The sequence below is a fragment of the Streptomyces sp. NPDC048523 genome (assembly GCF_043199815.1).
Lineage (GTDB): Bacteria > Actinomycetota > Actinomycetes > Streptomycetales > Streptomycetaceae > Streptomyces.
On record NZ_JBICWQ010000006.1, the window covers coordinates 568,987 to 592,303 of the forward strand.

At 71.2% G+C, this 23,317-nt stretch carries 19 protein-coding genes and 1 pseudogene; 11 read left to right on the plus strand and 9 right to left on the minus strand.

Annotated elements, in window-relative coordinates; genetic code table 11:
• Window positions 1-81 precede the first annotated feature (81 nt).
• The 3 genes from ACGFWE_RS32015 (at window position 82) to ACGFWE_RS32025 (ending at window position 4,902) form a co-directional block, all read left to right on the plus strand.
• Complete coding sequence (locus ACGFWE_RS32015) at window positions 82-939, plus strand: hypothetical protein (RefSeq protein ID WP_352391677.1); 858 nt, start codon at window positions 82-84, stop codon at window positions 937-939.
• 79 nt (window positions 940-1,018) lie between these two features.
• Window positions 1,019-3,061, plus strand: coding sequence for a pectinesterase family protein (locus tag ACGFWE_RS32020; RefSeq protein WP_393603408.1), 2,043 nt, complete (start codon window positions 1,019-1,021; stop codon window positions 3,059-3,061).
• Between the two features lie 77 nt (window positions 3,062-3,138).
• Entirely contained in the window at window positions 3,139-4,902 is a 1,764-nt protein-coding gene (locus tag ACGFWE_RS32025) for an immunity 49 family protein (RefSeq protein ID WP_393603410.1), read from the plus strand.
• A gap of 27 nt (window positions 4,903-4,929) precedes the next feature.
• On the opposite strand, the gene ACGFWE_RS32030 is transcribed toward ACGFWE_RS32025, so the two are convergent.
• Together ACGFWE_RS32030 and ACGFWE_RS32035 are read right to left on the minus strand one after the other, a co-directional pair.
• Window positions 4,930-6,714, minus strand: a complete 1,785-nt coding sequence (locus ACGFWE_RS32030) for an ABC transporter ATP-binding protein (protein WP_352391674.1) — start codon at window positions 6,712-6,714, stop codon at window positions 4,930-4,932.
• 451 nt (window positions 6,715-7,165) lie between these two features.
• The gene (locus tag ACGFWE_RS32035) at window positions 7,166-8,989 is read right to left on the minus strand and encodes a bifunctional metallophosphatase/5'-nucleotidase (RefSeq protein WP_352391673.1); all 1,824 of its coding nucleotides are present in this window, start codon (window positions 8,987-8,989) and stop codon (window positions 7,166-7,168) included.
• 146 nt (window positions 8,990-9,135) lie between these two features.
• Between ACGFWE_RS32035 and mshD the strand changes: the two genes are divergently transcribed.
• Window positions 9,136-10,062 carry a mycothiol synthase gene (gene mshD, locus ACGFWE_RS32040; RefSeq protein WP_352391672.1) on the plus strand — a complete coding sequence of 309 codons (927 nt, stop codon included), beginning with the start codon at window positions 9,136-9,138 and terminating at the stop codon, window positions 10,060-10,062.
• A gap of 35 nt (window positions 10,063-10,097) precedes the next feature.
• Here mshD and ACGFWE_RS32045 read toward each other — a convergent pair.
• The 6 genes and pseudogenes from ACGFWE_RS32045 to ACGFWE_RS32070 all read right to left on the minus strand — a co-directional run.
• Window positions 10,098-10,301 (minus strand): annotated as a pseudogene (locus ACGFWE_RS32045) (hypothetical protein); the annotation flags it as partial.
• 264 nt (window positions 10,302-10,565) lie between these two features.
• Complete coding sequence (locus ACGFWE_RS32050; protein ID WP_393603412.1) at window positions 10,566-11,225, minus strand: ABC transporter; 660 nt, start codon at window positions 11,223-11,225, stop codon at window positions 10,566-10,568.
• Window positions 11,226-11,301: 76 nt separating this feature from the next.
• Window positions 11,302-12,852, minus strand: a complete 1,551-nt coding sequence (locus ACGFWE_RS32055) for an ABC transporter permease (protein WP_393603414.1) — start codon at window positions 12,850-12,852, stop codon at window positions 11,302-11,304.
• On the minus strand, window positions 12,849-13,712 hold the full coding sequence (locus tag ACGFWE_RS32060) for an ABC transporter ATP-binding protein (RefSeq protein WP_352391669.1): 864 nt from the start codon (window positions 13,710-13,712) through the stop codon (window positions 12,849-12,851). Before ACGFWE_RS32060 ends, ACGFWE_RS32055 begins: the two co-directional genes overlap by 4 nt.
• Window positions 13,709-14,536 (minus strand): zf-HC2 domain-containing protein, encoded by an 828-nt coding sequence (locus ACGFWE_RS32065; RefSeq protein WP_393603416.1) that lies wholly within the window; start codon window positions 14,534-14,536, stop codon window positions 13,709-13,711. The genes ACGFWE_RS32060 and ACGFWE_RS32065 overlap by 4 nt, the downstream gene beginning before the upstream one ends.
• A 58-nt stretch (window positions 14,537-14,594) precedes the next feature.
• Window positions 14,595-15,137, minus strand: a complete 543-nt coding sequence (locus ACGFWE_RS32070; protein WP_037710944.1) for an RNA polymerase sigma factor — start codon at window positions 15,135-15,137, stop codon at window positions 14,595-14,597.
• A 666-nt stretch (window positions 15,138-15,803) separates the two neighbouring features.
• Between ACGFWE_RS32070 and ACGFWE_RS32075 the strand changes: the two genes are divergently transcribed.
• From ACGFWE_RS32075 to ACGFWE_RS32095, 5 genes are all read left to right on the plus strand, one after another.
• Window positions 15,804-18,173 carry an RNA degradosome polyphosphate kinase gene (locus ACGFWE_RS32075; RefSeq protein WP_352391667.1) on the plus strand — a complete coding sequence of 790 codons (2,370 nt, stop codon included), beginning with the start codon at window positions 15,804-15,806 and terminating at the stop codon, window positions 18,171-18,173.
• Complete coding sequence (locus tag ACGFWE_RS32080) at window positions 18,154-19,200, plus strand: CHAD domain-containing protein (protein WP_352391666.1); 1,047 nt, start codon at window positions 18,154-18,156, stop codon at window positions 19,198-19,200. Before ACGFWE_RS32075 ends, ACGFWE_RS32080 begins: the two co-directional genes overlap by 20 nt.
• Window positions 19,197-19,637, plus strand: coding sequence for an NUDIX hydrolase (locus tag ACGFWE_RS32085; RefSeq protein WP_352391665.1), 441 nt, complete (start codon window positions 19,197-19,199; stop codon window positions 19,635-19,637). The genes ACGFWE_RS32080 and ACGFWE_RS32085 overlap by 4 nt, the downstream gene beginning before the upstream one ends.
• A 297-nt stretch (window positions 19,638-19,934) precedes the next feature.
• Entirely contained in the window at window positions 19,935-20,771 is an 837-nt protein-coding gene (locus ACGFWE_RS32090) for a hypothetical protein (protein ID WP_352391664.1), read from the plus strand.
• A gap of 98 nt (window positions 20,772-20,869) precedes the next feature.
• Complete coding sequence (locus ACGFWE_RS32095; RefSeq protein ID WP_352391663.1) at window positions 20,870-21,046, plus strand: hypothetical protein; 177 nt, start codon at window positions 20,870-20,872, stop codon at window positions 21,044-21,046.
• Between the two features lie 48 nt (window positions 21,047-21,094).
• Here ACGFWE_RS32095 and ACGFWE_RS32100 read toward each other — a convergent pair whose 3' ends face one another.
• Window positions 21,095-21,433 (minus strand): metal-sensitive transcriptional regulator, encoded by a 339-nt coding sequence (locus tag ACGFWE_RS32100; RefSeq protein ID WP_352391662.1) that lies wholly within the window; start codon window positions 21,431-21,433, stop codon window positions 21,095-21,097.
• 199 nt (window positions 21,434-21,632) lie between these two features.
• On the opposite strand from ACGFWE_RS32100, the gene ACGFWE_RS32105 reads away from it, so the two are divergent.
• Together ACGFWE_RS32105 and ACGFWE_RS32110 are read left to right on the plus strand one after the other, a co-directional pair.
• A complete protein-coding gene (locus ACGFWE_RS32105) occupies window positions 21,633-22,253 on the plus strand; it encodes a DUF47 domain-containing protein (protein ID WP_030043659.1) in 621 nt (206 codons plus the stop codon).
• Window positions 22,254-22,261: 8 nt separating this feature from the next.
• Window positions 22,262-23,260 carry an inorganic phosphate transporter gene (locus tag ACGFWE_RS32110; protein WP_352391661.1) on the plus strand — a complete coding sequence of 333 codons (999 nt, stop codon included), beginning with the start codon at window positions 22,262-22,264 and terminating at the stop codon, window positions 23,258-23,260.
• Window positions 23,261-23,317 lie beyond the last annotated feature (57 nt).

Sequence of the window (23,317 nt, forward strand, 5' to 3'; positions counted from 1 at the left end):
CGGGTTCTCTGCCAGCTTCCTGAGTCGTCGCACAGGTGCCCCACGCACCTGTCCTCAGCACTCAGGAGTGAAGAACCCCCCATGCGTCTGTTTCGTACATCGACTCTGAAGAAGAGCGCCCTCGCCGCCGCGTCCGCGGCCCTCGCCGTCACCGGGCTGCTGGCCGGCTCCGGGACCGCGCAGGCCGCCGGTCCCGGCGGGGCCCAGAACGTCCGGGGCGTGGACCCCGGGAACACCGACGTCATGCTGGACCGGCTGTGCAGCCAGGAGACCAGCCTGACCGGCGTCTACGGCGCGCTCAACGTCGACACCGGCGAGTTCAAGACCCGCGACGAGTACCTGCGGGACGTGTTCGGGCTGTGGGTGCCCGCCGGACCGTGGGAGCTGTTCCGCGGCTGGTGCGGGTACGCGCAGTCCTCGACCTGGTCCGTGAAGGGCGAGCCCGTCCGTACCTCCGAGTGGACCGGCAACCACGGCACGACCGAGGACAAGGTGACCTTCGTCAGCGGGTACAGCACCAAGACCTTCGCCAAGAAGAGCGTCGGCGCCAGCATCAGCCTCTCGCTGGCCAAGAGCATCTTCTCCGGCACCGTGGGCGGCAGCGCCGGCTACGAGTGGGGCTGGGAGAAGACCTCGTCCTTCGAGCGGCGCAGCGAGAAGTCCATACCGCCGTGCACCCAGGTGGCGACCACCTGGACGCCGTACCAGCGGGTGGTCCGCGTGAACCCGGTGTTCTCCGTCGAGGACTACCAGTGGAACAAGGGCGACGGCGAGGTCACCACGCACACCTGGCGTGGCCGGGACGCGAGCTGGAAGACGATCTACTCGTACGGCTACTACATCGACGGCATCTCCGACAAGCTCCTGCCGAGCGGCCAGCCCGACGGCCGTGAGGACAAGTGGCAGGAGAACCTCGACCCGAAGTCCTGCGCCAAGTAGGCCACTTCGGGCGGCAACCTTCCGTGCGGGGGCGGCGACTGCACTGCGGTCGCTACCCCCACACGGAACGGATGACCTCATGGCCCAGCATCGCCGACGCCGAACAACCGCTTACGCCCTCGGTGTTCCGCTCGCCCTGACGGCCGCGGGAGGACTCGCCTACGGCCTGCTGCCCGGCTCCCAGCCCGAGGCCTCCGCCGCCACGACCGCCGCTCCCGCCTGGGCCACCGCCACCGCGGACGGCTTCGCCTCCGTCAACGCGCTGGGGCAGAACGGGACGTACGGCGGCCGGGACGGTCGGATCGTCACCGTGAAGACGCTCGCCGACCTGGAGAAGTACGCGACGGCGAGCGAGCCGTACGTCATCGTCGTCGCCGCGACCATCACCATGGACCCGGTCGGGAAAGAGATCAAGGTCCAGAGCGACAAGACCATCGTCGGGGCCGGGGCCTCCGGGCAGATCGTCGGCGGCGGCTTCTTCCTCGGCTCCGGCGTCCACAACGTGATCATCAGGAACCTGACGATCCGGGACGCCTACCAGGGCGTGTGGAACGACAAGGAACACGACTTCGACGCCATCCAGATGGACGGCGCCCACCACGTGTGGATCGACCACAACGACCTGCGGCACATGGCCGACGGACTCATCGACGTCCGCAAGGACAGCACCTATGTGACGGTCTCCTGGAACAAACTCAGCCAGGACAACAAGGCGTTCGGCATCGGCTGGACGGAGAACGTCGTCACCGACATCACCATCCACCACAACTGGGTGCGGGAGACGGAGCAGCGCAACCCGTCCACCGACAACGCCGCCCACGCGCACCTGTACAACAACTTCCTGGAGGACGTGGCCGGGACGGACATCGCCTCCTCCTACGGCAACTACTCGCGCGGCGCGACCAGGATGGTCCTGGAGAACTCCTGGTTCCAGGGCTTCAAGAACCCCGTCATCAAGGACAGCACCGCGAGCATCGTCCAGAAGGGCAACACCTTCGTGGACACCAGCGGCAGGAACGAGAGCGGGGGCACCGCCTTCGACCCGAAGACGTACTACGCCTACACGCTCGACAAGACCGCCGACGTGCCCGCCCTGCTCACGTCCGGTACGGGGCCGCGCAGTTCCATCGGGACGACGGCCGTCACGACCACCAAAGCCGCGGCGGCCACCACCCTCACCGTCGCCAAGGACGGCAGCGGGCAGTACTCGACCGTGCAGGCCGCGGTGAACGCCGTACCCGCCAACAACCCCTCCCGCGTGGTGATCTCCGTGAAGCCGGGGACGTACCGCGAACTGGTCAAGGTGCCGTCCAACAAGCCGCATGTGACCATCCAGGGCACGGGTTCCAGCCGTAACGACACGGTGATCGTCTACAACAACGCGTCCGGCACGCCCAAGCCCGACGGCTCCGGCACGTACGGCACCGGCGGCAGCGCCACCGTCGCCGTGGAGGCCGACGACTTCCAGGCCCGCAACCTGTCGATCTCCAACGACTTCGACGAGGCCGGTCACCAGGACATCGCGGGCCAGGCGGTCGCCCTGCGCACCGCCGCCGACAAGGTGTTCCTGGACGGGGTCATCGTCAGCGGCGACCAGGACACGCTCCTCGTGGACACCGCGGCCAAGGAGAAGCTGGGCCGGGTCTACATGAAGAACTCCTATGTCGTCGGCAACGTCGACTTCATCTTCGGCCGGGCCACCGCGGTGATCGACAAGTCCGTCATCACGCTGAAGAAGCGCTGGAACGGCACCTCGGCCGGTTACGTCACCGCGCCCAGCACCGCCGCGGGCCGCAAGGGCATCCTCATCGCCAACTCGACCGTGAACGGGGATGTGTCCTCCGCGAGCTTCTACCTCGGCCGCCCCTGGCACGCGGGCGGTGACGCGACCCTCGACCCGCAGACCACGGTCCGCAACACGTCGTTGAGCGCGGCGATCAGGTCCACGCCGTGGACCGACATGAGCGGCTTCTCCTGGAAGGACGACCGGTTCGCGGAGTACAAGAACACCGGCGCCGGCTCGGGTGCGGCCTCCTCCGACCGGCCGCAGCTGACCGACGCCCAGGCGACCGGCCAGGAGGTCGCGGACTGGCTGGGCGACTGGACGCCGAGCGCGGCCTGATCTGCTCCGCTCCTGTGTCAGTGCCTCGTTCTAGGCTGGTTGTTCAGCTGAAGAAGGACTGACGGGGGAGCGGAACAATGGTGCGTATCGAAAGGCATCGGGTCGGCGAGGCGGCCGTTTCGGCGGTGCGGAAGGACTTCGCGAACAGGATCGGTTCGCAGGTCCACTCCTTGTCCAAGGCCGGCCCGGTGACGGCGTGGGAGTGGTGGCTGATCGCCCAGGAGTTCGTCGAGTATCTCGGCGCGCTCTCGGTGGAGACCCCCGATCTGCACTCCCCCGAGGCGAAGGCGATCCTGGAGGACGCCGCCGAGGCGGCCGCCGGCGCGGTGGCGTACGCGGCGTACTTCCCGCGCGACCACTTCGAGGTCTTCCTCACCTACCCGAACTGGGGCCTGGTCTACGACCGCGAGCCCGGCGGCACCCCGGAGCCGGTCACCGCCGCCAGGTGGCTGGACGCGTTCTGCCTGGCGATCCTCGCCGAGAAGACCCAATGGCACGGCGAGGCCTTCCACTTCGCCCGCGAGGCCCCGCTGGAGGGCCGATCCGGCCACCCCGACGCCGAGCTGATCAACGGCTTCATGGCGTACGTCATCGGCGACACCGCCGACGACGACGCCGACCACCCGCCCTCGCGCGAGCAGAAGCTCACCGCGCTCGACGCGGCGCTCGACCGGGTCCGGGCGCGGGAGACGGAGACCGGGGAACGCCTCACCGACCAGCCGTACGGCATCGGGCTGCGGGCGCTGCGCGCGCTGACCGCGGGCGACCGGGAGGGGTTCGGCGAGGCGGTCGTACGGCTGTTGAAGCCGCTCACCGGCACCACCGGGCCCGGTGCGCGTCCGGGCAGTCTCCTCCCGCTCCTGCCGATCGCCCTGACGGCGCTGGCGTACCGCGAGGAGGGCTGGCCGCCGGCCGTCGACAGCGACTACCTGCCGGACGCGCTGGTCACCGGGTTCCGGGCCACGCCGCCGCGGGTGGGGCCCTACGGCCGGGACCGCCGCCCGGACGCGGTGGCCGAACTGGCGGCGGGAGTAGTGGAGTTCGGGCGTTGCCTGGAGCCGCGTCCGCTGGACCCGGACAGCGAGGAGCAGTTCGAGCGGTACACCCGGGACGCCGTCACCCCGGTGCCGGGCAAGTCGCTCACCACCTTCGAGCTGGCCTACGCCGTCACCTACCAGGAGCTCCTGTTCCGGACCCGCGCCTCGCACACGGCCGACGCGAGCGACGCCCAACTGGAGAACCTGCGGCTGGCGGCGGAGCTGGGGGCAGCGCTCTTCCGTACGACGCTGGCGCAACCCGGCACCGACGTGCCGGTGACGATCGACGGCAGGACCGTGACGTACCCCGCCTGCCGGGACGAGGACGCCGGGCCGGGGGCCTGGCACCGGGCGGTGCACCTCGCGCTGATCACGGGCCGGCGGGAGCATCTGGCGCCGCTGGTGCTCGCGGGGCCGGAGCGTGTCGGCCCGGACCGTTCCGTGTCGGCCTCCTACCGCCGGGCCCTGCACGCCTACCTGCGCGGCGAGGACCCCGAGCCCGCCACGGACCAGGCCCTGCGGGACGCCGGAAAGGCCCGCGACCAGGGGCTGCTGCCGCCGCCCGTGGTGCTCCTCTCCCAGCTCGTCGAGGGCGACGAGGAGAGCTTCAACCTGGCCCTCCTGGACGCCCTGACGGCCCACCGCGACCACTACGCCGTGGCCGACCGCCCGTCCGACCCCGACGCCGCCCTCAACCTCGACACCCTGGCCCTCACCTGCCACGCACGCCGCCGGGGCTGGGAGATCAGGGTGAGCTCCCCGTACCTGCCGAGGCGGATCGTGGAGGCGGCGAAGCCGTTCTGAGGACGTTGACGGAGACTGGGCGCCCTGTCAGCCGCGCGGTGCCGTCATGTCGATCGGCGGCCTTCTGAGGATCATCGTGTCCTCCGGGAGTGGGCCCAGCAGGCGGGCGTAGGTGCCTCGGCGGGTGAGCAGTTCCGTGTGGGTGCCCGCTTCCAGCAGGCGGCCGCCGTCCACCACCAGGATCCGGTCCGCGTCCGGGGCCAGGCTCAGGTCGTGGGTGATCATGATGGTCGTGCGGCCGGACATCAGCCGGCGCAGGGGCTGCACGACCTGTCGCGCGGCGACCGAGTCGAGGCCGGCGGTGGGTTCGTCGAGGATCAGGACGGGTGCGGCCCGGAGCATCGCGCGGGCGATGGTGATCCGCTTGAGCTGGCCGCCGGACAGGGCGGCCGTGCCGGGGGCGATCTCGGTGTCGTAGCCCTCGGGGAGCGACGCGATGAAGTCGTGGGCGGCAGCCGACCGGGCCGCCTGTTCGATCTCCGCGTCGCTCGCGCCCGGCCGGCCTGTCCCGATGTTCTCGCGGATCGTGCCGTTGAGGATCAGCGTCTCCTGCGGGAGCAGGGCGATCTGCTCCCGCAGGAACTCCAGGCCCATGTGGGTGAGCGGGACTCCGTCCAGGGTGATCACGCCCGCGGAAGGGTCGTAGAAGCGGGTGAGGAGCTTGGACAGGGTGGACTTGCCGGCGCCGCTCGGGCCCGTGATGATCACCAGCTCGCCGGGGGCGGCCGTGAAGGAGACGTCGGTGAGGGAGCCCCTGGGGGCGCCGGGGTAACGGAAGTGCACGCCGTGGAAGCCGACCCAGCCGTGGACCGGCCAGGCGGGGACGGGTTCGGCCGGGTCGCCGACCGACGGTTGCGCGTCCAGGATCTCGTTCAGGCGCCGGGCGCCCGCGGTGGCCGCCGTGAGGGTCAGACCCAGCTGGCCGAGGTTGCGGACCGGCGGGTACAGATAGCCGATGAAGGCGGCGAAGGCGAGGAGTTGGCCCAGCGTCATACGGTCCGCCGAGATCTCCCAGACGCCCAGGCCGATCACCGCGAGCACGCAGAGCGTCTCCACGACCTCGACGAACTGCTCGTACATCTCGCTCAGCCGGGCCCCGCGCACCGACGCCTTCATCCAGGCGCGGGCCTCACGGTCCAGGCGCCGCTCCTCGTCGCGGCGGCGGTTGTACGCCTGGGTCAGCACGACGTTGCCGAGCGACTCCTGCACGACGGAGGTGATCGCGCCGTCCGCGACCCGCTCGTCCTGCGAGGCCTCCTTGATCCGGCCGGAGAAGCGGCGGGCGGCGACCAGGAACAGGGGCGCGAGGACGAAGGTGGCGAGGGCCAGGTCCCAGCGCAGATACAGGGCGGCCGCGGAGTAGAAGACGGCCGAGAACGCGGCGGCGACCGTGCCGACGACGCCGGACACGACCATCTGCTCGATGGCCTCGACGTCACCGGTGAGGCGTTCGACCAGGTCGCCCTGGCGGTGCTTCTGGAAGAAGTGCGGGGGCAGGTCCTGGATGTGCCGGAAGACCTTCGCGCGCAGCCGCAGCACGAATCTCTCCGCGGTCCAGGTCGCGAGCGAGTTGCCGAAGTAGCCGACGAGCGCGCCGAGCACGGCCACGGCGAGCCAGGCGCCGGCCGGGCCCCAGAACGCGGAGAGGGAACCGGCCTTCAGGGCGGTGTCGGTGAGCTCCGCGAACAGCAGGATCGCGGCGGTCTCGGCGAGCGCGGCCACCACCACGCACGCGACGATCGCCGCCAGCCACTTGCGGTCGCCGCGGGTCAGCGGCCAGAAACGGTGGAAGGCCTCGCGGACTTCCCTCATGACGACTCCCTTTCGTATGCGGCGGTCGCGGGCGGTGGAGACGGCCGAGGCGGGGCCCCGGCGCGAGACGCGCTCGCTGCCGGTGACCCCGCCTCGTGGCGTGTCGGCTCAGCCCTTGTGGCCGACCGGGCGGCGCTTCGGCGCGTGCTTCTTCGGCGCCTTCTTCTTCGGGGCCGGAGCGGGCTTGGGAGCCTTCTTGACGGGGGCAATCTTGTGGAAGCTCATCATGTTTTCCTTTGCGTTTGCGTCGTTCGATCTCGACATGGAAAACACTACAAGCATTCCTGCGGGGGAAAAGGCCATTCCGCCTTAGACCTCAATAAGAAAGGATGTGCATCGCCTGAGAATCGAAATGCTGACACAGAATTTATGGGCCAATGAAAAAGCCCCGCCGACCACCCACCGCCTTGCGTGACGGTGGGTGGTCGGCGGGGCCGGGGTTTTTCGAGAGTTACTGAACGACCGTGATCCGGTTCGTGACCGGCGGTGCGATCGGGCCGGCCGCCGAGGAGTTGGCCGTCAGGTAGTCCACGAGAGCGGCGAGGTCGTCGCCGCCGACGAGGTCGCCCGTGCCCTGGCCCAGCGTGGTGAAGCCGTCGCCGCCGCCCGCGAGGAAGCTGTTGGTCGCGACACGGTAGGTGGCCGCCGGGTCGATGGCCGTCCCGTTCAGCTTCACGGAGTCCACGACGATCCGGTCCGCGCCGGTCTTCGTCAGGTCGAGCGTGTAGGTGAGGCCGGTGGACGGCTGCAGGATCTTGGGCGAGGCCGCGTTCGAGCCGCTCACCTGCTCCTGGAGCACCTTGACCAGCTGGGCCCCGGTGAAGTCCTGGAGGTTCACGGTGTTGGAGAACGGCTGCACCGTGAAGCCCTCGGCGTACGTCACCACACCGTCGCCCTCGGTCCCCTTGGCCGCGTAGGTCAGGCCGGCCCGCACCCCGCCCGGGTTCATCAGCGCGAGGTCGGTCTCGGGGTCGAGCTTCTTGCCGTACGCGAGTTGCGCGTCGGCGATCAGGTCACCCATCGGGGACTCGGTGCCGGTACTCGGGACGTCGGCGGAGATGTAACCGATCGCGCGGTTGCCGATGGGCGCCGCGAGCGTGTTCCACCTGCTGATCAGCTCGGTCATGTCGGGCGCCTTGGCGACGGTCCGGGTGACCACGTGGTTCGCCGACTTCACGGCCGTACGGGCGATGTCGCCGGTGAAGCGGTCGTACGTCAGCGTCGTGTCCGTGTAGAGGCGGCCGAAGGAGGCGGCCGAGGTGACCATGCGTGGCTTGCCCGACGGGTCGGGGATCGTGCAGACGTACGCGGCGTGCGTGTGGCCGGTGACCAGGGCGTCGACGGACGGCGAGATGTTCTTGGCGATGTCGACGATCGGGCCGGAGATGCCGTCGCCGGCGCCCGGCGAGTCACAGTTGTAGTTGTACGAGCCCGAGGCCGGCTGCCCGCCCTCGTGGATGAGCGCCACGATCGACTTCACGCCCTGCTTCTGGAGCACGCGCGCGTACTTGTTGATCGTCTCGACCTCGTCCTTGAACTTCAGGCCCTTGACGCCCTCGGCCGAGACGACACCCGGGGTGTCCTCCAGGGTGACGCCGATGAAGCCGACCTTGACGCCGTTCTTCTTCCACACCCAGTAGGGCTTGAGGATCGGCCTGCCGGTCTTCTCGTCCAGGACGTTCGCCGCGAGGTAGGGGAAGTCGGCGCCCTTGAACTTCTTGTCGGTGTAGCAGCCGGCGGTGGGGTGACAGCCGCCGTTCTGCAGCCGGGCCAGTTCCTTGGCGCCCTCGTCGAACTCGTGGTTGCCGACGCTCGTCACATCCAGGTCGAGCTTGTTGAGCGCCTCGATGGTGGGCTCGTCGTGGAACAGACCCGAGATGAGGGGCGACGCGCCGACCATGTCACCGCCGGCCGCGGTGACGGAGTACGGGTTGCCCTTGCGGGCCTCGCGCAGATGGGTCGCGAGATACTCGACGCCCCCCGCGTCGATCGTCTTCGTCGTCCCGTCCGCCTGGAGTTCGGTGACCCGGCCGGAGGAGCCGGACGGCGGCTCCAGATTGCCGTGCAGGTCGTTGAAGGACAGCAGCTGGACGTCCTGGTAGCGGCTCGGCAGCGGCTTGCCGTGCTTGCTGTCGTGCGCGCCCGCGGGCATCGCGGCGGCGAGGGCGCCGACGGTGGCGAGACCGGCGGCCGCGGCGACCAGACGGTACGTGCGGCGTCCGCGGCGGATTGCGCCCGACCGGCGCGGCTGGTCCGACTGGGATATGGCTGGCATACGCCCCCCTGTGTTCCGGATGTGAGAGTGGCCCCCGTCCGGCGCAGCCTAGGGTCAACGCGCGTAGCGCGACAGGGGTTTCATGGTTACATCCCGGTTGCTTCTTTGCCGCCGCTTTGCCCGGACCTGCCCTTACCCTCGTAGCCATGACCAGCGACGACATCGCACGCCCCGGCATCGCCCGCTCCATCGACACCCTCTCGGTGCTCTCGCCGCAGCAGACCGAGGCGGTCCTCGGGCTCCTGGCCGAGGCCGCGCAGGCCGACGGCAGGCAGGCGGTGTCCGAACAGGGCAGGTTGCAGCTGCGGGGCGGCGCCCGCGAGGGCGTGTCCCATCTGCTGCTGCACGTGGACGACGAACTGGCCGGATACGCCCAGCTGGAGGACACCGACCCGGTGGAGGCACCGGCGGCGGAGCTGGTCGTCCACCCCGCCCACCGCGGCCACGGCCACGGCCGCGCCCTGGGCTCGGCGCTCCTCGCCGCCTCCGGCAAGCGGCTGCGGGTGTGGGCCCACGGCGGCCACAGCGCCGCCCGCCATCTCGCCCAGGTCCTGGGCCTCACCCTCTTCCGTGAGCTACGGCAGATGCGGCGCCCCCTGACCGGCCTGGAGCTGCCCGACCCGGTGCTCCCGGCCGACGTGACCGTCCGCGCCTTCGTCCCCGGCGAGGACGACACCGCCTGGCTGGCGGTGAACGCGGCCGCGTTCGCCCACCACCCCGAGCAGGGCTCCCTGACCCAGCGCGACCTCGACGACCGCAAGTCCCAGGCCTGGTTCGACCCCGAGGGCTTCTTCCTGGCCTTCCGGGACGGCGAACTGATCGGCTTCCACTGGACCAAGGTCCACGCGACGGAACAGCTCGGCGAGGTCTACGTCCTCGGCGTCCGCCCCGGCACCCAGGGCGGCGGCCTCGGCAAGGCCCTCACGACGATCGGCCTGCGCCACCTCGCCGCGCAGGGCCTGCCGACCGCGATGCTGTACGTCGACGCCGACAACAAGGCGGCGGTCTCGGTCTACGAACGGCTCGGTTTCACGACGTACGAGACGGACCTGATGTACCGCACGGAGACGTGACGAGTCGGGCCTACGGCTGATTGCACGGGGAGTCGGCCGGCAGCGCCTTGGGCCTCACGCCAGGCCGGCAGGAGCTCGTCGAGGAGCGCCTCGGTGCGGGGAGGCAGGCCGCGGGCGCCGCCGGTGAGCTCGTGATGGCGGGCGACGAGCGCTGCTGCCGTCGATGCGAGCCTGTCCGTGTCGCCCGTGGCGTGCGCGGCGCGCAGGAGTTCGTTCCAGAGCCGCCCGTCTGCCGGTGCGTAGCAGACGCTCCCGTATCCGGGCGTTGCCCGATCCGCCGGCCCGCGGTGGCTTCGTGGTGGAGCGTGCGCAGCACGTCGAGATCGCAGACGACGGACGGGTCGATCGCGTTCGCCTCGACCTGTCACGACGTCAGCGCACACCGGGCATCTCGGCATGACAGCAGTCCCCCGGCATGAGCAGGAAAAGCCTGGCCCGACAACTGCGGCACCGATGACGGGGACTTCACCCGCCTTCCAGTCGGCGACACCTTGAACCGGATGTCACGAGGTGAACCGGATGCCGCGACGTTCTCGCCTCTTCGGAGCAGAGCCACGCACCGGCTCCCGCGCGCAAGCCACCCCCACCAGTACCGCGCCCGTCAGCACCAGGGCCCATCGGCCGTGTGCCGCCGTCCAGTCCGGGTCGCCCACCGGGACGAACAGGTCCCAGCGGGTGGGGAGCAGAAGGGGGGCGAGGAGGGCGAGGGTCAGAACGCCGGCCGCCACCGAGGGGCCGGGTTCGGGTTCGTCGGTGAAGCGGACGGCGACGGCCGCGGCGGCCAGCGCGAGGGCGGCCGTACTCGCCGCCTCCAGGGTGATCGCGCCGACCGGGGGGCGCGCCTGCGCCGGTACGAGGACCAGTACGGCCGCCCACCACAGCGCGGTGACCGGGGCGACCAGCGCCACCCGCAGTCCCGTCCGGACCCAACGCGGGGTGGGGACGGGGGAGGTGAGACGCCGGGCCGGGTCGTCCAGGAGGAAGGTCAGTCCGAGGGCGAAGACGAGCGCGGCGGCCCGCAGAAGGTTGAGGCCGAGCCACGCGTCGAGGGTGGTGGACAGCAGCCGCGGCACCCCCACGACCAGCAGCCCTACGGCCGCCCCGGCGCCGACCGCCCGCCACGGCACCGTCCGCGCCACGGCCACCGTCAGCGCGCTGCTCACGCCCCGAGCTCCCCTGGCTCCCGAAACACCTCCGGCACCCGCCCCAACTCCGCCGAGCCGCCGCTCAACACCCCCGTCACTCCCCGTCCTCACAATCCTTCGCCCCCTTCGGCACCTCGGTCCCCAGCACCCGCGCCACCTGGGTCGTCGAGACCCCCGACGCGGTCAGCTCGCCCCAGTGCCGCTTGACGGAAGCCGTCACCTCGCCGCGGGGCCGCCGGAGCAACTCCCGTACGACATCGGTCTGTCCGGCCGTCATGGACAGCCCGCTGGTCGGGGCGAGTACATACGCGGACCCGGTGACGCTGTCGTCGAGGCGGACGTTCGCGAGGTCGGTCATCGGGTGGGAGGCCCCGCCCAGGGCCAGCCACATCGTGGTGACCACCCTGCCGTCGCACAGCTCGCCGCCCTTCGACTCGTCTCCGGCGACCAGCACATAGGCGACGGCGACCGCGAACTCGGGGACCCGGTTGCCGCCCCACCGCGTGTCGACGGTGACCTGGTGCGGCGTGGTGAGCGGATCGATCGCCGAGTCGCCGTCCAGACCGTAACGAGCCTCGACCCGCTGCCGTACGAGAAGGGGCTGCCGGGCGGCCGTACCGCCGGCCAGGGACTGGACGCGGTCCACGACCCCCGCCCAGGTGCCCGCGCGGCCGGTCCACTCGGGGAAGGCGCAGTACGTCGAGGTGCCCTGCTCGACGCAGGTCTGGTCCCGTTGCGGGGAGACCGAGGCCTGTTCGCGGGCGGCGGACAGCTCCGGTGACACGCCTCCGGACTGGCCCACCGCGCCGGCCAGCGTCAGCGCGAGCGCACCCGCCGCACCGGCCTTCAGCGACAGCGTCCGGCCGCCGCTCGCCAGGACCGCGCAGAGGGCGAGCAGCAGGATCAGCCCGGTCAGGTACAGCGCGTGCCAGGCCGCCGGGCGGCCGATGAGGTCCGAGGGGAGGACCGTGTTGCCGCCGTTCTCGCTCACGATCGGGGGCAGCCACCGGGTCCACTCCGCGTCGCTGGTGCCCGCGGAGAGGAACACGCTGACGACGAAGAGCGCGACGATGCCGCCCGGTGCCGCGAGCGTGGACGGGACCAGCCGGGCGAGCAGCACCCCGAGGGCGCCGCACAGCAGCACGTACAGGGGGCCGACGGCCAGTTCGGCGAGTGAGCCGTGGCCCACCGCGCCCGGCCTGAGGGCCTGCCGGGTGAACTCGCCGAGCACGACCAGCGCGGTGACGGCGGCGAAGGGCGCCACCGACAGCACATGCGCGACCGTCCGCCGCCACGGTTCCATGACCAGCACGTCGAACTGCCGGTCGGTACCGCGCCTGCGGGAGCGCAGCGTGCACCGGTTGACGCACACGAACAGGGCGATCCCGAGGAACAGGGGCCCGCTCTGGGTGGCGCGGTCGGCGTCCTGGAGGGCCGGGAAGGCGTCCATGCCCTCCTTCGAGCCGAACAGCGTCCAGGCGGTGTAACCGACGTACAGAACGAGGGTCACCAGCACCGGGATGTACCGCAGCAGGTCGCGTGCCTCGAACCGGGCGAGGGCGAACACGGCTGCCCAGGCTCGTCGGCGCGGATCGTCCTCGTGTACGGCGGCGGCCTCGGCCACCGTCTGCGTCGCCAGGCTCATGCGGCCGCCACCTCGGCGTCCACGTCGTCGAGGGTGAGCAGGTAGCCGTCCTCCAGGGTGGGTTCGAGGAGGTCGGCGCCGGCGGGCGGGTCGCCGACGTTGCGGAAGGAGCCGGTGCCGGTCCGCCAGCCCGCCTTGGCGCCCGGGGCGCGTTCCGTGCTGCTCCACACGCGGCCGGCCGCGCGGGCGGTCAGGTCGGCGGGGGTGCCCTCGAAGAGGATGCGGCCGCGGGCCATGACGAGGACGCGGTGGCAGAGCATCGCCACGTCCTCGGTCTGGTGGGTGGACAGGAGCACGGTCCGCCCCTCCCCCGCCTGCGCGATCAACTCCCGGAACCGCATGCGCTGTTCGGGGTCGAGGCCGACGGTGGGCTCGTCCAGGACGAGGAAGCCGGGGTCGCCGACGAGCGCGGCGGCCAGCGCGACCCGCTGCCGCATCCCGCCGGACAGCCGCTTGATGCGCTGTCGGCGTACGTCCCCGAGGTCGACCTCCTCCAGCACGCGGCGCACCTCGCGGTGGCGTGCGGTGCGGTCGGTGAGCTCCTTGAGGATCGCCACGTAGTCGACGAACTCGAAGGCGCTGAAGTCCGGGTGGAACCCCGGGGTCTGCGGCAGATAGCCGAGCGAACGGCGGACCTGCTGACGTCCGCGCGAGCTGCCCGGGTCGTGGCCGAGCACGGTGAAGGAGCCCCGGTCGGCGGGCACGGCGGTGGCGAGCACCCGCAACAGGGTGGTCTTCCCGGCCCCGTTGGGCCCGAGCAGCCCGGTCACACCGGGCGTCAGCCGCAGCGACACGTCGTCGAGAGCGCGGATGCCGCCGTAGCGGAGATGGAGCCCGGAGGCAGAGACGGTGGCGGTCATTCGGCGCTCCCGTTGAAGAGGTCGAAGCGGTCACGGAGGAGAAAGAGCAGCCCGGCGGCGAGTGCGGCGACGGTTCCGGCCACGCCCTGACCGGCCGCCGTGAAGGGCGCGAGCGGGTCGGCGGCCGTGTGCTGCGCGGCCTGCGCGGCGAGGAGTGCCGCGACCCAGGCGCCGCCCACCAGGGACGGGGCGAGCACCGGGCCGAGCCGCGGAGTGAGCGCGAGGCCGGTCGCCGTGAGGGCGAGCGCGGGCAGCAGCCAGGCCAGGGCGCGCAGGCCGTAACCGGGCAGGGCGAGGGTGGCGAGTCCGTTGAGGCCGAGGCCCGCGACCAGCACGGCGAGCGTGCGGATCATCAGCAGCCGGAAGCCGTGGGTGGGCGCGACGACCGTCATCTCGTAGGTCGGGTCGAGCACCGGACCGTAGGACAGCGCCACGCCGGCCAGCGGCAGCAGCGGGGCGAGGGCGAGGAACAGGGTCGGGGACTCGGTGGTGCGCACCGCGCCGACGGTCGCCAGCAGCAGGAACACCACCGCCGCCAGCCAGGAGCGCCTGAGCACCGGCGTGGCCGCGAGCAGCCGCGTGGTGTGGTCGGCGATCCCGACCCGCGTCAGCAGCGACTCGAACCACCCGGGCCGGGGCGCGTCCAGTTCGGCGTCCAGCCGCTCCCATCCGGCATCCAGCGTCACCGGGTCGGTGACACCGGCCAGCAGCCCCCGGCACTCGGCGCAGGCGGCGAGATGGGTGTCGGCGGACCACAGCAGGGGGGCGGCCAACTCGCCCAGGGCATACGCCCGCAGATCTTCTTCGGCCACATGCCAGGTCATGCCGCCCCACCTTCTCGAGTGCGTCCCCGTACCGGGCCCTGCGACCGTGCGTCGGTCGTCATGCGAGGGCCTCCCTCAGCTGCTTGCGGGCCCGCATCGCGCGGGTCTTGACCGTGCCGGGCGGGATGCCCAGCAGGACGGCGGCCTCGCGGGTGGTCAGGCCGTCGATGACCGTGGCCTGCAGGACCGCCCGCAGCTCCGGTGACAGCCGGACGAGGGCGCCCGCGAGGTCCCCGTGCTCCACCCCCGCGAGCACGCGTTCCTCCGCGGACACCTCGTCCCGGTGCCGCAGGCGGGACAGGGCCTGCCTGAGCCGCCCCCGCGCCCCGTCACCGCGCAGCGCGTCGATCAGCCGCCGCGAGCCGATCCGCCACAGCCACCCGGCCACGTCGCCTTCCTCGCGATAGCGCGCGGTCCCCCGCCACACCGCGAGGAACGTCTCCTGCACGACGTCGTCGACCAGGCCCGCGTCGGCGCACCGGCCGCGCAGCCGGGCCAGCAGCCAGGGCGCGTACCGCCGGTACAGCTCCTCGAAGGCGCGCCGGTCGCCGTCCGCCGCGATGGCCCGCAGCAGATCCCCGTCGCTTCTCGTTTCCCTCACGCCCCTTCATCGGACGACCCCCGCCGACCGGTTCACCCAGCTCCGAAAAAACCACGCTCCGGCGTCGCCGCCTACCTGCAGATCGTCCAGCAGACCAGGCAAGCCCTGCGGCTGGGCCTCCCGGAACCCGGCGAGCGGGTCCCCACGGCACGCGAGGTCGTGGAGGCCACCACCAGCAAGCCGAACACCGTGCTCGAGACATACCGCGAGCGGGAGCGCGAGGGCCTGGCCGAGGCCCGCCACAGCCTCGGCACCTTCATCCGCAGGACGCTCGGCGCCCGTGCCTGTGCCTGTGCCCGTGCCCGCGCCCGGTCCGCGGGGCCTGGCCGTCGCCCTGAAGGTGGCCGGCCCGGGCAAGCCGTACGGCAGGCGGGCCGGCCCTCGACGGCTGCTCCTTCCGGCTGCCCACGGGCCGCGTCAGCGCGCTGGTCGGCCCAGCTCCGGCACGCCCCCGGCAGGAACAGGGCAGGCACACGGCAGGTGCGGCCCTCCCAGCCCCGACTCGCGCCTCGCGACCGCGCACCCCCGCCCCAGGACCCACCTCACCCCCCACCCCCGAGAAAAACGCCCGCCTCCGCTCCGCAGACCCCCGCGAGCCCTCCGCCGATATCCCGAACGCCATGTCGCCGTAACCGTTGGTTCAGACAGGCTTGCGAGGCTCGCTGGATGAAGCCCGCTGTGCCAGAGCCTTCGCCGCCGCCCGGGGGATCCGCAGGGAACGGGGACGTCCCGGTCGCCGCCGTGCTCCCGCTCGCCGCCTCCGACGCGCCCGTTTCGCTCCTGGCGCGGAAGAATGGGTCCATGAGCCAGTCGAACGCCCAGGCAGAGGTCCAGCACATGCAGCCCTCCGTGGGCTCCATAGCCGCGCACCGCCCGCACACCGTGTCGGCCACCGTCTCCGATCTCGAGCCCGACCTCGACGCCGATCTCGACGCGTACGAGGAGATCCCGGTCGACGGTGCCGCCCAGCTCCCGCAGGGCCGTTTCCTCGACCGGGAGCGCAGCTGGCTCGCGTTCAACGAACGGGTCCTGGAACTCGCCGAGGACCCGAACACGCCCCTCCTGGAGCGCGCGAACTTCCTCGCGATCTTCGCCAGCAACCTGGACGAGTTCTTCATGGTCCGGGTCGCCGGACTGAAGCGCCGTATCGCCACCGGCGTCGCCACCCGCTCCGCCTCCGGCCTCCAGCCGCGCGAGGTGCTGGAGATGATCTGGGCCCGCTCCCGCGAGCTGATGGCCCGGCACGCCGCCTGCTACCACGAGGACGTCGCCCCCACCCTCGCGGAGGAGGGCATCCACCTGGTCCGCTGGAGCGAACTCCAGGAGAAGGAGCAGGCCCGCCTCTTCACCCTGTTCCGGCACCAGATCTTCCCGGTCCTGACCCCCCTGGCGGTCGACCCGGCGCACCCCTTCCCGTACATCTCCGGCCTCTCCCTGAACCTGGCCGTGATCGTGCGCAACCCGGTCAACGGCAACCGCCACTTCGCCCGGGTCAAGGTCCCGCCGCTGCTGTCCCGCTTCCTGGAGTCCTCCCCCGGCCGCTACGTCCCCATCGAGGACGTCATCGGCGCCCACCTGGAGGAGCTGTTCCCGGGCATGGAGGTGCTGGAGCACCACACCTTCCGGGTCACCCGCAACGAGGACCTGGAGGTCGAGGAGGACGACGCCGAGAACCTCCTCCAGGCCCTGGAAAAGGAGCTCATGCGGCGCCGCTTCGGTCCGCCGGTCCGTCTGGAGGTCGAGGAGTCCATCGACCGCGATGTGCTCGACCTCCTCGTGCGCGAGCTGAAGATCTCCGAGGCGGAGGTCTACCCGCTGCCCGGGCCGCTCGACCTCACCGGCCTCTTCCGCATAGCCGGCCTGGACCGCCCCGAGCTGAAGTACCGCAAGTTCGTCGCGGGCGTCCACCGTGACCTGGCCGAGGTCGAGTCCGCGTCCGCGCCGGACATCTTCGCCGCCCTGCGCATCCGTGACGTCCTGCTGCACCACCCCTACGACAGCTTCTCGACGTCCGTGCAGGCATTCCTCCAGCAGGCGGCCGACGACCCGGACGTCCTCGCCATCAAGCAGACCCTGTACCGCACTTCGGGCGACTCCCCCATCGTCGACGCCCTCATCGACGCCGCCGAGGCCGGCAAGCAGGTCCTCGTCCTGGTCGAGATCAAGGCCCGCTTCGACGAGCACGCCAACATCAAGTGGGCGCGCAAGCTGGAGGAGGCGGGCTGCCATGTCGTCTACGGCCTGGTCGGCCTGAAGACCCACTGCAAGCTGTCCCTGGTGGTCCGTCAGGAGGGCGACACGCTACGGCGGTACAGCCACGTCGGCACCGGCAACTACCACCCGAAGACCGCCCGGCTCTACGAGGACCTCGGCCTGCTCACCGCCGATCCGCAGGTGGGCGCCGACCTCTCCGACCTCTTCAACCGGCTGTCCGGCTACTCCCGCCGCGAGACCTACCGCCGTCTGCTGGTGGCACCCAAGTCCCTGCGCGACGGCCTCATCTCCCGCGTGAACAAGGAAGTCCAGCACCACCGCGCAGGACGTCCGGCCTTCATCCGCATCAAGGTCAACTCGCTGGTGGACGAGGCGCTCATCGACTCGCTCTACCGCGCGTCCCAGGCGGGCGTGCCGGTCGACGTCTGGGTGCGCGGCATCTGCGCGATCCGCCCGGGCGTCGCGGGCATGTCCGAGAACATCCGGGTCCGCTCGATCCTCGGCCGGTTCCTCGAACACTCCCGGGTCTTCGCCTTCGGCAACGGCGGCGAACCCGAGGTGTGGTTCGGCAGCGCCGACATGATGCACCGCAACCTCGACCGCCGGATAGAGGCACTGGTCCGGGTCACCGACCCGGCCCACCGGGCAGCCCTGAACCGCCTGTTGGAGACCGGGATGTCCGACACCACCGCGTCCTGGCACCTCGGCCCGGACGGTGAGTGGACCCGGCACGCCACGGACGCGGACGGCCAACCCCTGCGCAACGTCCAGGAGATGCTCATAGACGCCCGGAGGCGCCGGCGTGGCACAGCAACACCTTGAACCGACGGATCCCCGGTCCGGGCACGTCGGGCCGCCGGGCCCCACCGGGGACGCCCTCGCGGGCTACCTGCGGGCCCAGGCCACCGAGTTCCTCCGCGCCCTGCGCCAGCACCGCGACCCGGGCGGTACGGCGGCGGGCGCTACGGCGGCGGGCGCGCAGGACCCGGTCGACGCGGCCCGGGCCCTGCGCCGCTCGGTCCGCCGCATCAGCGCCTGCCTCCACACCTTCCGCCCCCTCCTGGACCCCGACTGGTCGGAGTCCCTCCGCCCCGAACTGGCCTGGCTGTCAGGGACCTTGGGCATGGAGCACGCGTACGAGTCCCGGCTGGAGCGGCTGTTGCTGGCGCTGCACAGACTGTCGGGAGCGGTGTTCCCGACGCAGACCGTGGTGCCCGGCCCGGACCGCGGCAACCTGACGGTGGGCGCGGCGAAAGCGGGCGCCCTCCTGGACCGCCGGCTCACCCTCGCCCGCACCCGGGCCCACAGCACCGCCCTCCAGGCCCTCGGCTCCTCCCGCTTCCACGCGGTCGCCGACAGCATCGCCGTACTGGCGAGCGAGGTCCCCCTGACGAGAACGGCCGTCACCACCGGCCTCCACCCCCTCGCCACCGCGGCCCGGGAACGTCTCGAAGCCGCGGTGACCGCCCTGCCCCTGGTCACCGCGGGCAGCCCCTACAACGCCGAGGCCCTCGTCCACGGCCTTTCCCCGGACCCCTCCCCGCACCCCCAGGACGCCCCCTGGCACCAGGTCCGCCTCCTCCTGCGCCTGCACCGCTACGCGCGAGAGGCCCTCACCGGCGGCGATCCAGCGGTGGAGGTACGGCTCCTGACCGCGGGCCAGGCCCTGGACCGTCACCGGGACGCCTCGGAGGCGGCCGCCGAGGCCGCCGCCGCGGCCCGTACCCCCCGCATAGCTCCGGCCACCGCCTACGCCCTGGGTGTCCTGCACGCCGACCAGCGCCACGAGGTGGAGGCGGCCCGGTTCGCGTTCCAGCAGTGCTGGCAGAAGCAGACGGTCAGCACGTGACCGACACCGACACCGACACCCCGCAGCCCCCCGTCCAGGCGGCCGGCTGCGTCCTGTGGCGCCGCTCCCCGGCCGACGGCGGGCTCGAGGTCTGCCTGGTCCACCGGCCGAAGTACGACGACTGGTCGCACCCCAAGGGCAAGGTGAAGCGCGGCGAGGACGCCCTCGCCGGTGCGCTGCGCGAGGTCGAGGAGGAGACGGGTCACCGGGCCGTGCCCGGCGCCCCGCTGTCCACCGCGAAGTACTACGCGGGCGGCCGTCCCAAGGAGGTCCGTTACTGGGCGGCCGAGGCCGTCACCGGCGCCTTCACCCCGAACGACGAGGTCGACCGCGTGCTGTGGCTCTCCCCGACGGCCGCCAGGAACCGGCTGACCCAGCCCAAGGACCGAACCCTGGTCGACGAGCTCCTGGTGCACGTGACCGGGCACGACACATAGGCCTCAGCCCTCCGTGTGTCCCTCCGCGTCCGCCCGGGCCTGGCTGCGGGCTCTGCGCGCCGGTCCGCGCCAGCCGCAGGTGCACCGGGCCAGGCAGAAACGGCCTTGTTCGACCATCTGCGTGTGGTGGGCCGGTCGGTCGGAGGGAGGTGGGGGGATCCTGTCCTGCTGCGCCACGCCGACAACGTTACCCACCCCGGGTAAAGGGCCGGTGTACGCGTGACGGGCCCCACCCGGCCGTCGTTATGCGAAACGACACGGGTCCTTGACGGACGTATCGGCTGGGGGTAGGCGGCGATGGCGAAGCGGCAGCAGAGGCAGGCCGGCGGGTCGGTCGTCGTCGCGGCGGTGCTCATGGTCTGCGCCTGCGCCACGAGTTGTGCGGGAAGCGGCGCCGCGCTGGACGACGCGCGGGCGGCCGACCCGGTCGGGACCCTGCGCCGGGCCGCCGACACCCTGGTGGACGCGGGCAGTTCCAAGGCCCGTACGTCCATGGAGATGGCCACCGGCGGCACCCTGGTCACCATCCGCGGCGAGGGCGTGTACGACTACCGTGAGCGCCTCGGCCGGCTGAAGGTGATGCTGCCGCAGGACCCGGCCGGCACCAGCGAGCACCGGCCGATCACCGAACTCCTCGCTCCGGGCGCCCTGTTCATGAAGAACCGGGGCGCGGGTGTGCCCGCCGACAAGTGGGTGCGGGTCGATACCGCGACCCTGACCGACGGCAACCTCGTCACCGGGGGTGCCACCGATCCGCTGGTGGCCGCCGAGATTCTGCGCGGGACCAGGACGGCGACGTACGTGGGCGCGACCGAGCTCGCGGGGACCGAGGTGCGGCACTACCGGGGTACCGCGGACCTCGTGGCCGCGGCCAAGGGCACCCCGAGTGCCGACAAGGACGTCCTGGCGGCGGCGGCGAAAGGGTTCGCCACGGCGACGGTGCCCTTCGACGTCTACCTCGACGACCAGGGCCGTATCCGCAAGGTCCGCCACCGCTTCAGCTTCGTCAACGGCCGGCGGCACGGCACCGTGGCGGTCGCCTCGACGACCCTGCTGTACGACTTCGGGACCGCCACGGACGTACGTCTGCCGGCCGCCCGGGACATCTACGCCGGCAGGATCGCCGAGGGGTGAGCGGCCGTGCCGGGCCTCAAGGACTAGCCCGTCCGTGCCATGCGCGGTGTGTAGGCCGCTCCCTACTCTAGGAAGCCGGTAACGGCAGAGAAGAGGTGATGCGCGTGGCTCCGGTCGGCGGTACGGCGGTTCAGGACCACGTGGCCCTCGCCGAGATCGAGCTGTGCGGAGAGCTGATCATCGCGGCCTCGGCCGCGGACGACCGGCTCAGCCCGGAGAGCATCGACGAGGTGCTGAAAGTGGCCGAAGAACGCGCGAGCGCCCCCGGCAAGTGAGCCGGGGGCGCCCGTCGCGTCGCAGGTCGCGTCGTAGGGGAAGGCCGGTCAGGTCCGCAGCAGACGGCCGATCGCCTTCGTCGCCTCCTCGACCTTCGCGTCGATCTCCGCGCCGCCCTTGACGGCAGCGTCCGCGACGCAGTGCCGCAGGTGTTCCTCCAGGAGCTGCAGGGCGAAGGACTGCAGGGCCTTGGTGGAGGCGGACACCTGCGTGAGTATGTCGATGCAGTAGACGTCCTCGTCGACCATCCGCTGCAGACCCCGGATCTGGCCCTCGATCCGGCGCAGGCGCTTGAGGTGCTCGTCCTTCTGCTTGTGGTAGCCGTGCGTGACGTTTTCGGCCACTGCCTCGGAGGGCGCCGTGGCGCCGGTGTCGGTCGTCGTCATCGCGTCCTCACAACCAGGGGCATTCCTATACCCCTCCTGGGTATATCGTACCGAAGTTTCCCGGGTATATGGCCTGCGGACGGCCCCCGTGCCAACCACTGTGCCCGATGGGCGACACTGGGGGACGGCCCATTAGCCGTGGCCGGATGATGCACTTAGCATCACCCTGACCGAAACCGATGCACCCCGAGGACCCCTTGTGCGCTTTCGTCTGACCCCCAGGGAGACGAGCTTCTACGACATGTTCGCCGCCTCCGCGGACAACATCGTCACGGGCTCGAAGCTCCTGATGGAACTGCTCGGCGCGGACACCGCCGGCCGGGCCGAGATCGCAGAGCGTATGCGGGCCGCTGAACACGCCGGTGACGACGCCACCCACGCGATCTTCCACCAGTTGAACTCCTCGTTCATCACACCGTTCGACCGCGAGGACATCTACAACCTGGCGTCCTCCCTCGACGACATCATGGACTTCATGGAGGAGGCCGTCGACCTGGTCGTCCTCTACAACGTCGAGGAACTCCCCAAGGGCGTCGAGCAGCAGATCGAGGTGCTCGCGCGGGCCGCCGAGCTCACGGCCGAGGCCATGCCGAACCTGCGGACCATGGACAACCTCACCGAGTACTGGATCGAGGTCAACCGGCTGGAGAACCAGGCGGACCAGATCCACCGCAAGCTGCTCGCCATGCTGTTCAACGGCAAGTACGAGGCCATCGAGGTCCTCAAGCTCAAGCAGATCGTGGACGTCCTCGAAGAGGCCGCGGACGCGTTCGAGCACGTGGCGAACACGGTGGAGACCATCGCCGTCAAGGAGTCCTGACCTCTTCCATGGACACCTTCGCTCTGATCGTGACCATCCTGGTCGCGCTCTTCTTCACGTACACCAACGGCTTCCACGACTCGGCGAACGCGATCGCGACCTCGGTGTCCACGCGGGCTCTCACGCCGCGCGCGGCGCTGGCCATGGCGGCGGTCATGAACCTGGCGGGAGCCTTTCTCGGCTCCGGGGTCGCCAAGACCGTCAGTGAGGGCCTGATCGAGACGCCGCAGGGCTCGCGGGGGATGGCCATCCTCTTCTCGGCCCTGGTCGGTGCGATCGTGTGGAACCTGGTCACCTGGTACTTCGGCCTGCCCTCCTCGTCCTCGCACGCGCTGTTCGGGGGCATGGTGGGGGCGGCGCTGGCGGGCGGCACCGAGGTCATCTGGAACGGGGTGCTCGACAAGGTCGTCATCCCGATGTTCCTCTCGCCGGTCGTCGGTCTGGTCGCCGGCTACCTGGTGATGACCGCGATCATGTGGCTCTTCCGGCGTGCCAACCCGCACAAGGCGAAGCGGGGTTTCCGGATCGCGCAGACCGTGTCCGCGGCCGGTATGGCCCTCGGGCACGGTCTCCAGGACGCCCAGAAGACCATGGGTGTCGTGGTGATGGCCCTGGTGATCTCCGGTCACGAGACGTACGGCGACCCGATCCCGGTCTGGGTGAAGATCGCCTGCGCTCTGATGCTGTCGCTGGGCACCTACGCGGGCGGCTGGCGCATCATGCGCACCCTGGGCCGGAAGATCATCGAACTCGATCCGCCGCAGGGCTTCGCGGCGGAGACGACCGGTGCGGCGATCATGTTCACCACCGCGTACCTGTTCAAGGCGCCGGTGTCGACGACCCACGTCATCACCTCGGCGATCATGGGTGTCGGTGCCACCAAGCGGGTCAACGCGGTCCGCTGGGGCGTCGCCAAGAACATCGTCCTCGGCTGGTTCATCACCATGCCGGCCGCGGCGATCGTGGCCGCCTGCGCCTACGGCATCGTCCATCTGGCATTCCTGTAGGAGCCGTACACCGAGAGAGGGCCCGCCCCCGGATTCCGGGGGCGGGCCCTCTGTGTC

Coding starts and splice junctions, on each gene's coding strand:
- ACGFWE_RS32015 (WP_352391677.1), top strand. CDS start 82: ATGCGTCTGTTTCGTACATCGACTCTGAAGAAGAGCGCCCTCGCCGCC.
- ACGFWE_RS32020 (WP_393603408.1), top strand. CDS start 1,019: ATGGCCCAGCATCGCCGACGCCGAACAACCGCTTACGCCCTCGGTGTT.
- ACGFWE_RS32025 (WP_393603410.1), top strand. CDS start 3,139: ATGGTGCGTATCGAAAGGCATCGGGTCGGCGAGGCGGCCGTTTCGGCG.
- ACGFWE_RS32030 (WP_352391674.1), bottom strand. CDS start 6,714: ATGAGGGAAGTCCGCGAGGCCTTCCACCGTTTCTGGCCGCTGACCCGC.
- ACGFWE_RS32035 (WP_352391673.1), bottom strand. CDS start 8,989: ATGCCAGCCATATCCCAGTCGGACCAGCCGCGCCGGTCGGGCGCAATC.
- mshD (WP_352391672.1), top strand. CDS start 9,136: ATGACCAGCGACGACATCGCACGCCCCGGCATCGCCCGCTCCATCGAC.
- ACGFWE_RS32055 (WP_393603414.1), bottom strand. CDS start 12,852: ATGAGCCTGGCGACGCAGACGGTGGCCGAGGCCGCCGCCGTACACGAG.
- ACGFWE_RS32060 (WP_352391669.1), bottom strand. CDS start 13,712: ATGACCGCCACCGTCTCTGCCTCCGGGCTCCATCTCCGCTACGGCGGC.
- ACGFWE_RS32065 (WP_393603416.1), bottom strand. CDS start 14,536: ATGACCTGGCATGTGGCCGAAGAAGATCTGCGGGCGTATGCCCTGGGC.
- ACGFWE_RS32075 (WP_352391667.1), top strand. CDS start 15,804: ATGAAGCCCGCTGTGCCAGAGCCTTCGCCGCCGCCCGGGGGATCCGCA.
- ACGFWE_RS32090 (WP_352391664.1), top strand. CDS start 19,935: ATGGCGAAGCGGCAGCAGAGGCAGGCCGGCGGGTCGGTCGTCGTCGCG.
- ACGFWE_RS32095 (WP_352391663.1), top strand. CDS start 20,870: ATGCGCGTGGCTCCGGTCGGCGGTACGGCGGTTCAGGACCACGTGGCC.
- ACGFWE_RS32100 (WP_352391662.1), bottom strand. CDS start 21,433: ATGACGACGACCGACACCGGCGCCACGGCGCCCTCCGAGGCAGTGGCC.
- ACGFWE_RS32110 (WP_352391661.1), top strand. CDS start 22,262: ATGGACACCTTCGCTCTGATCGTGACCATCCTGGTCGCGCTCTTCTTC.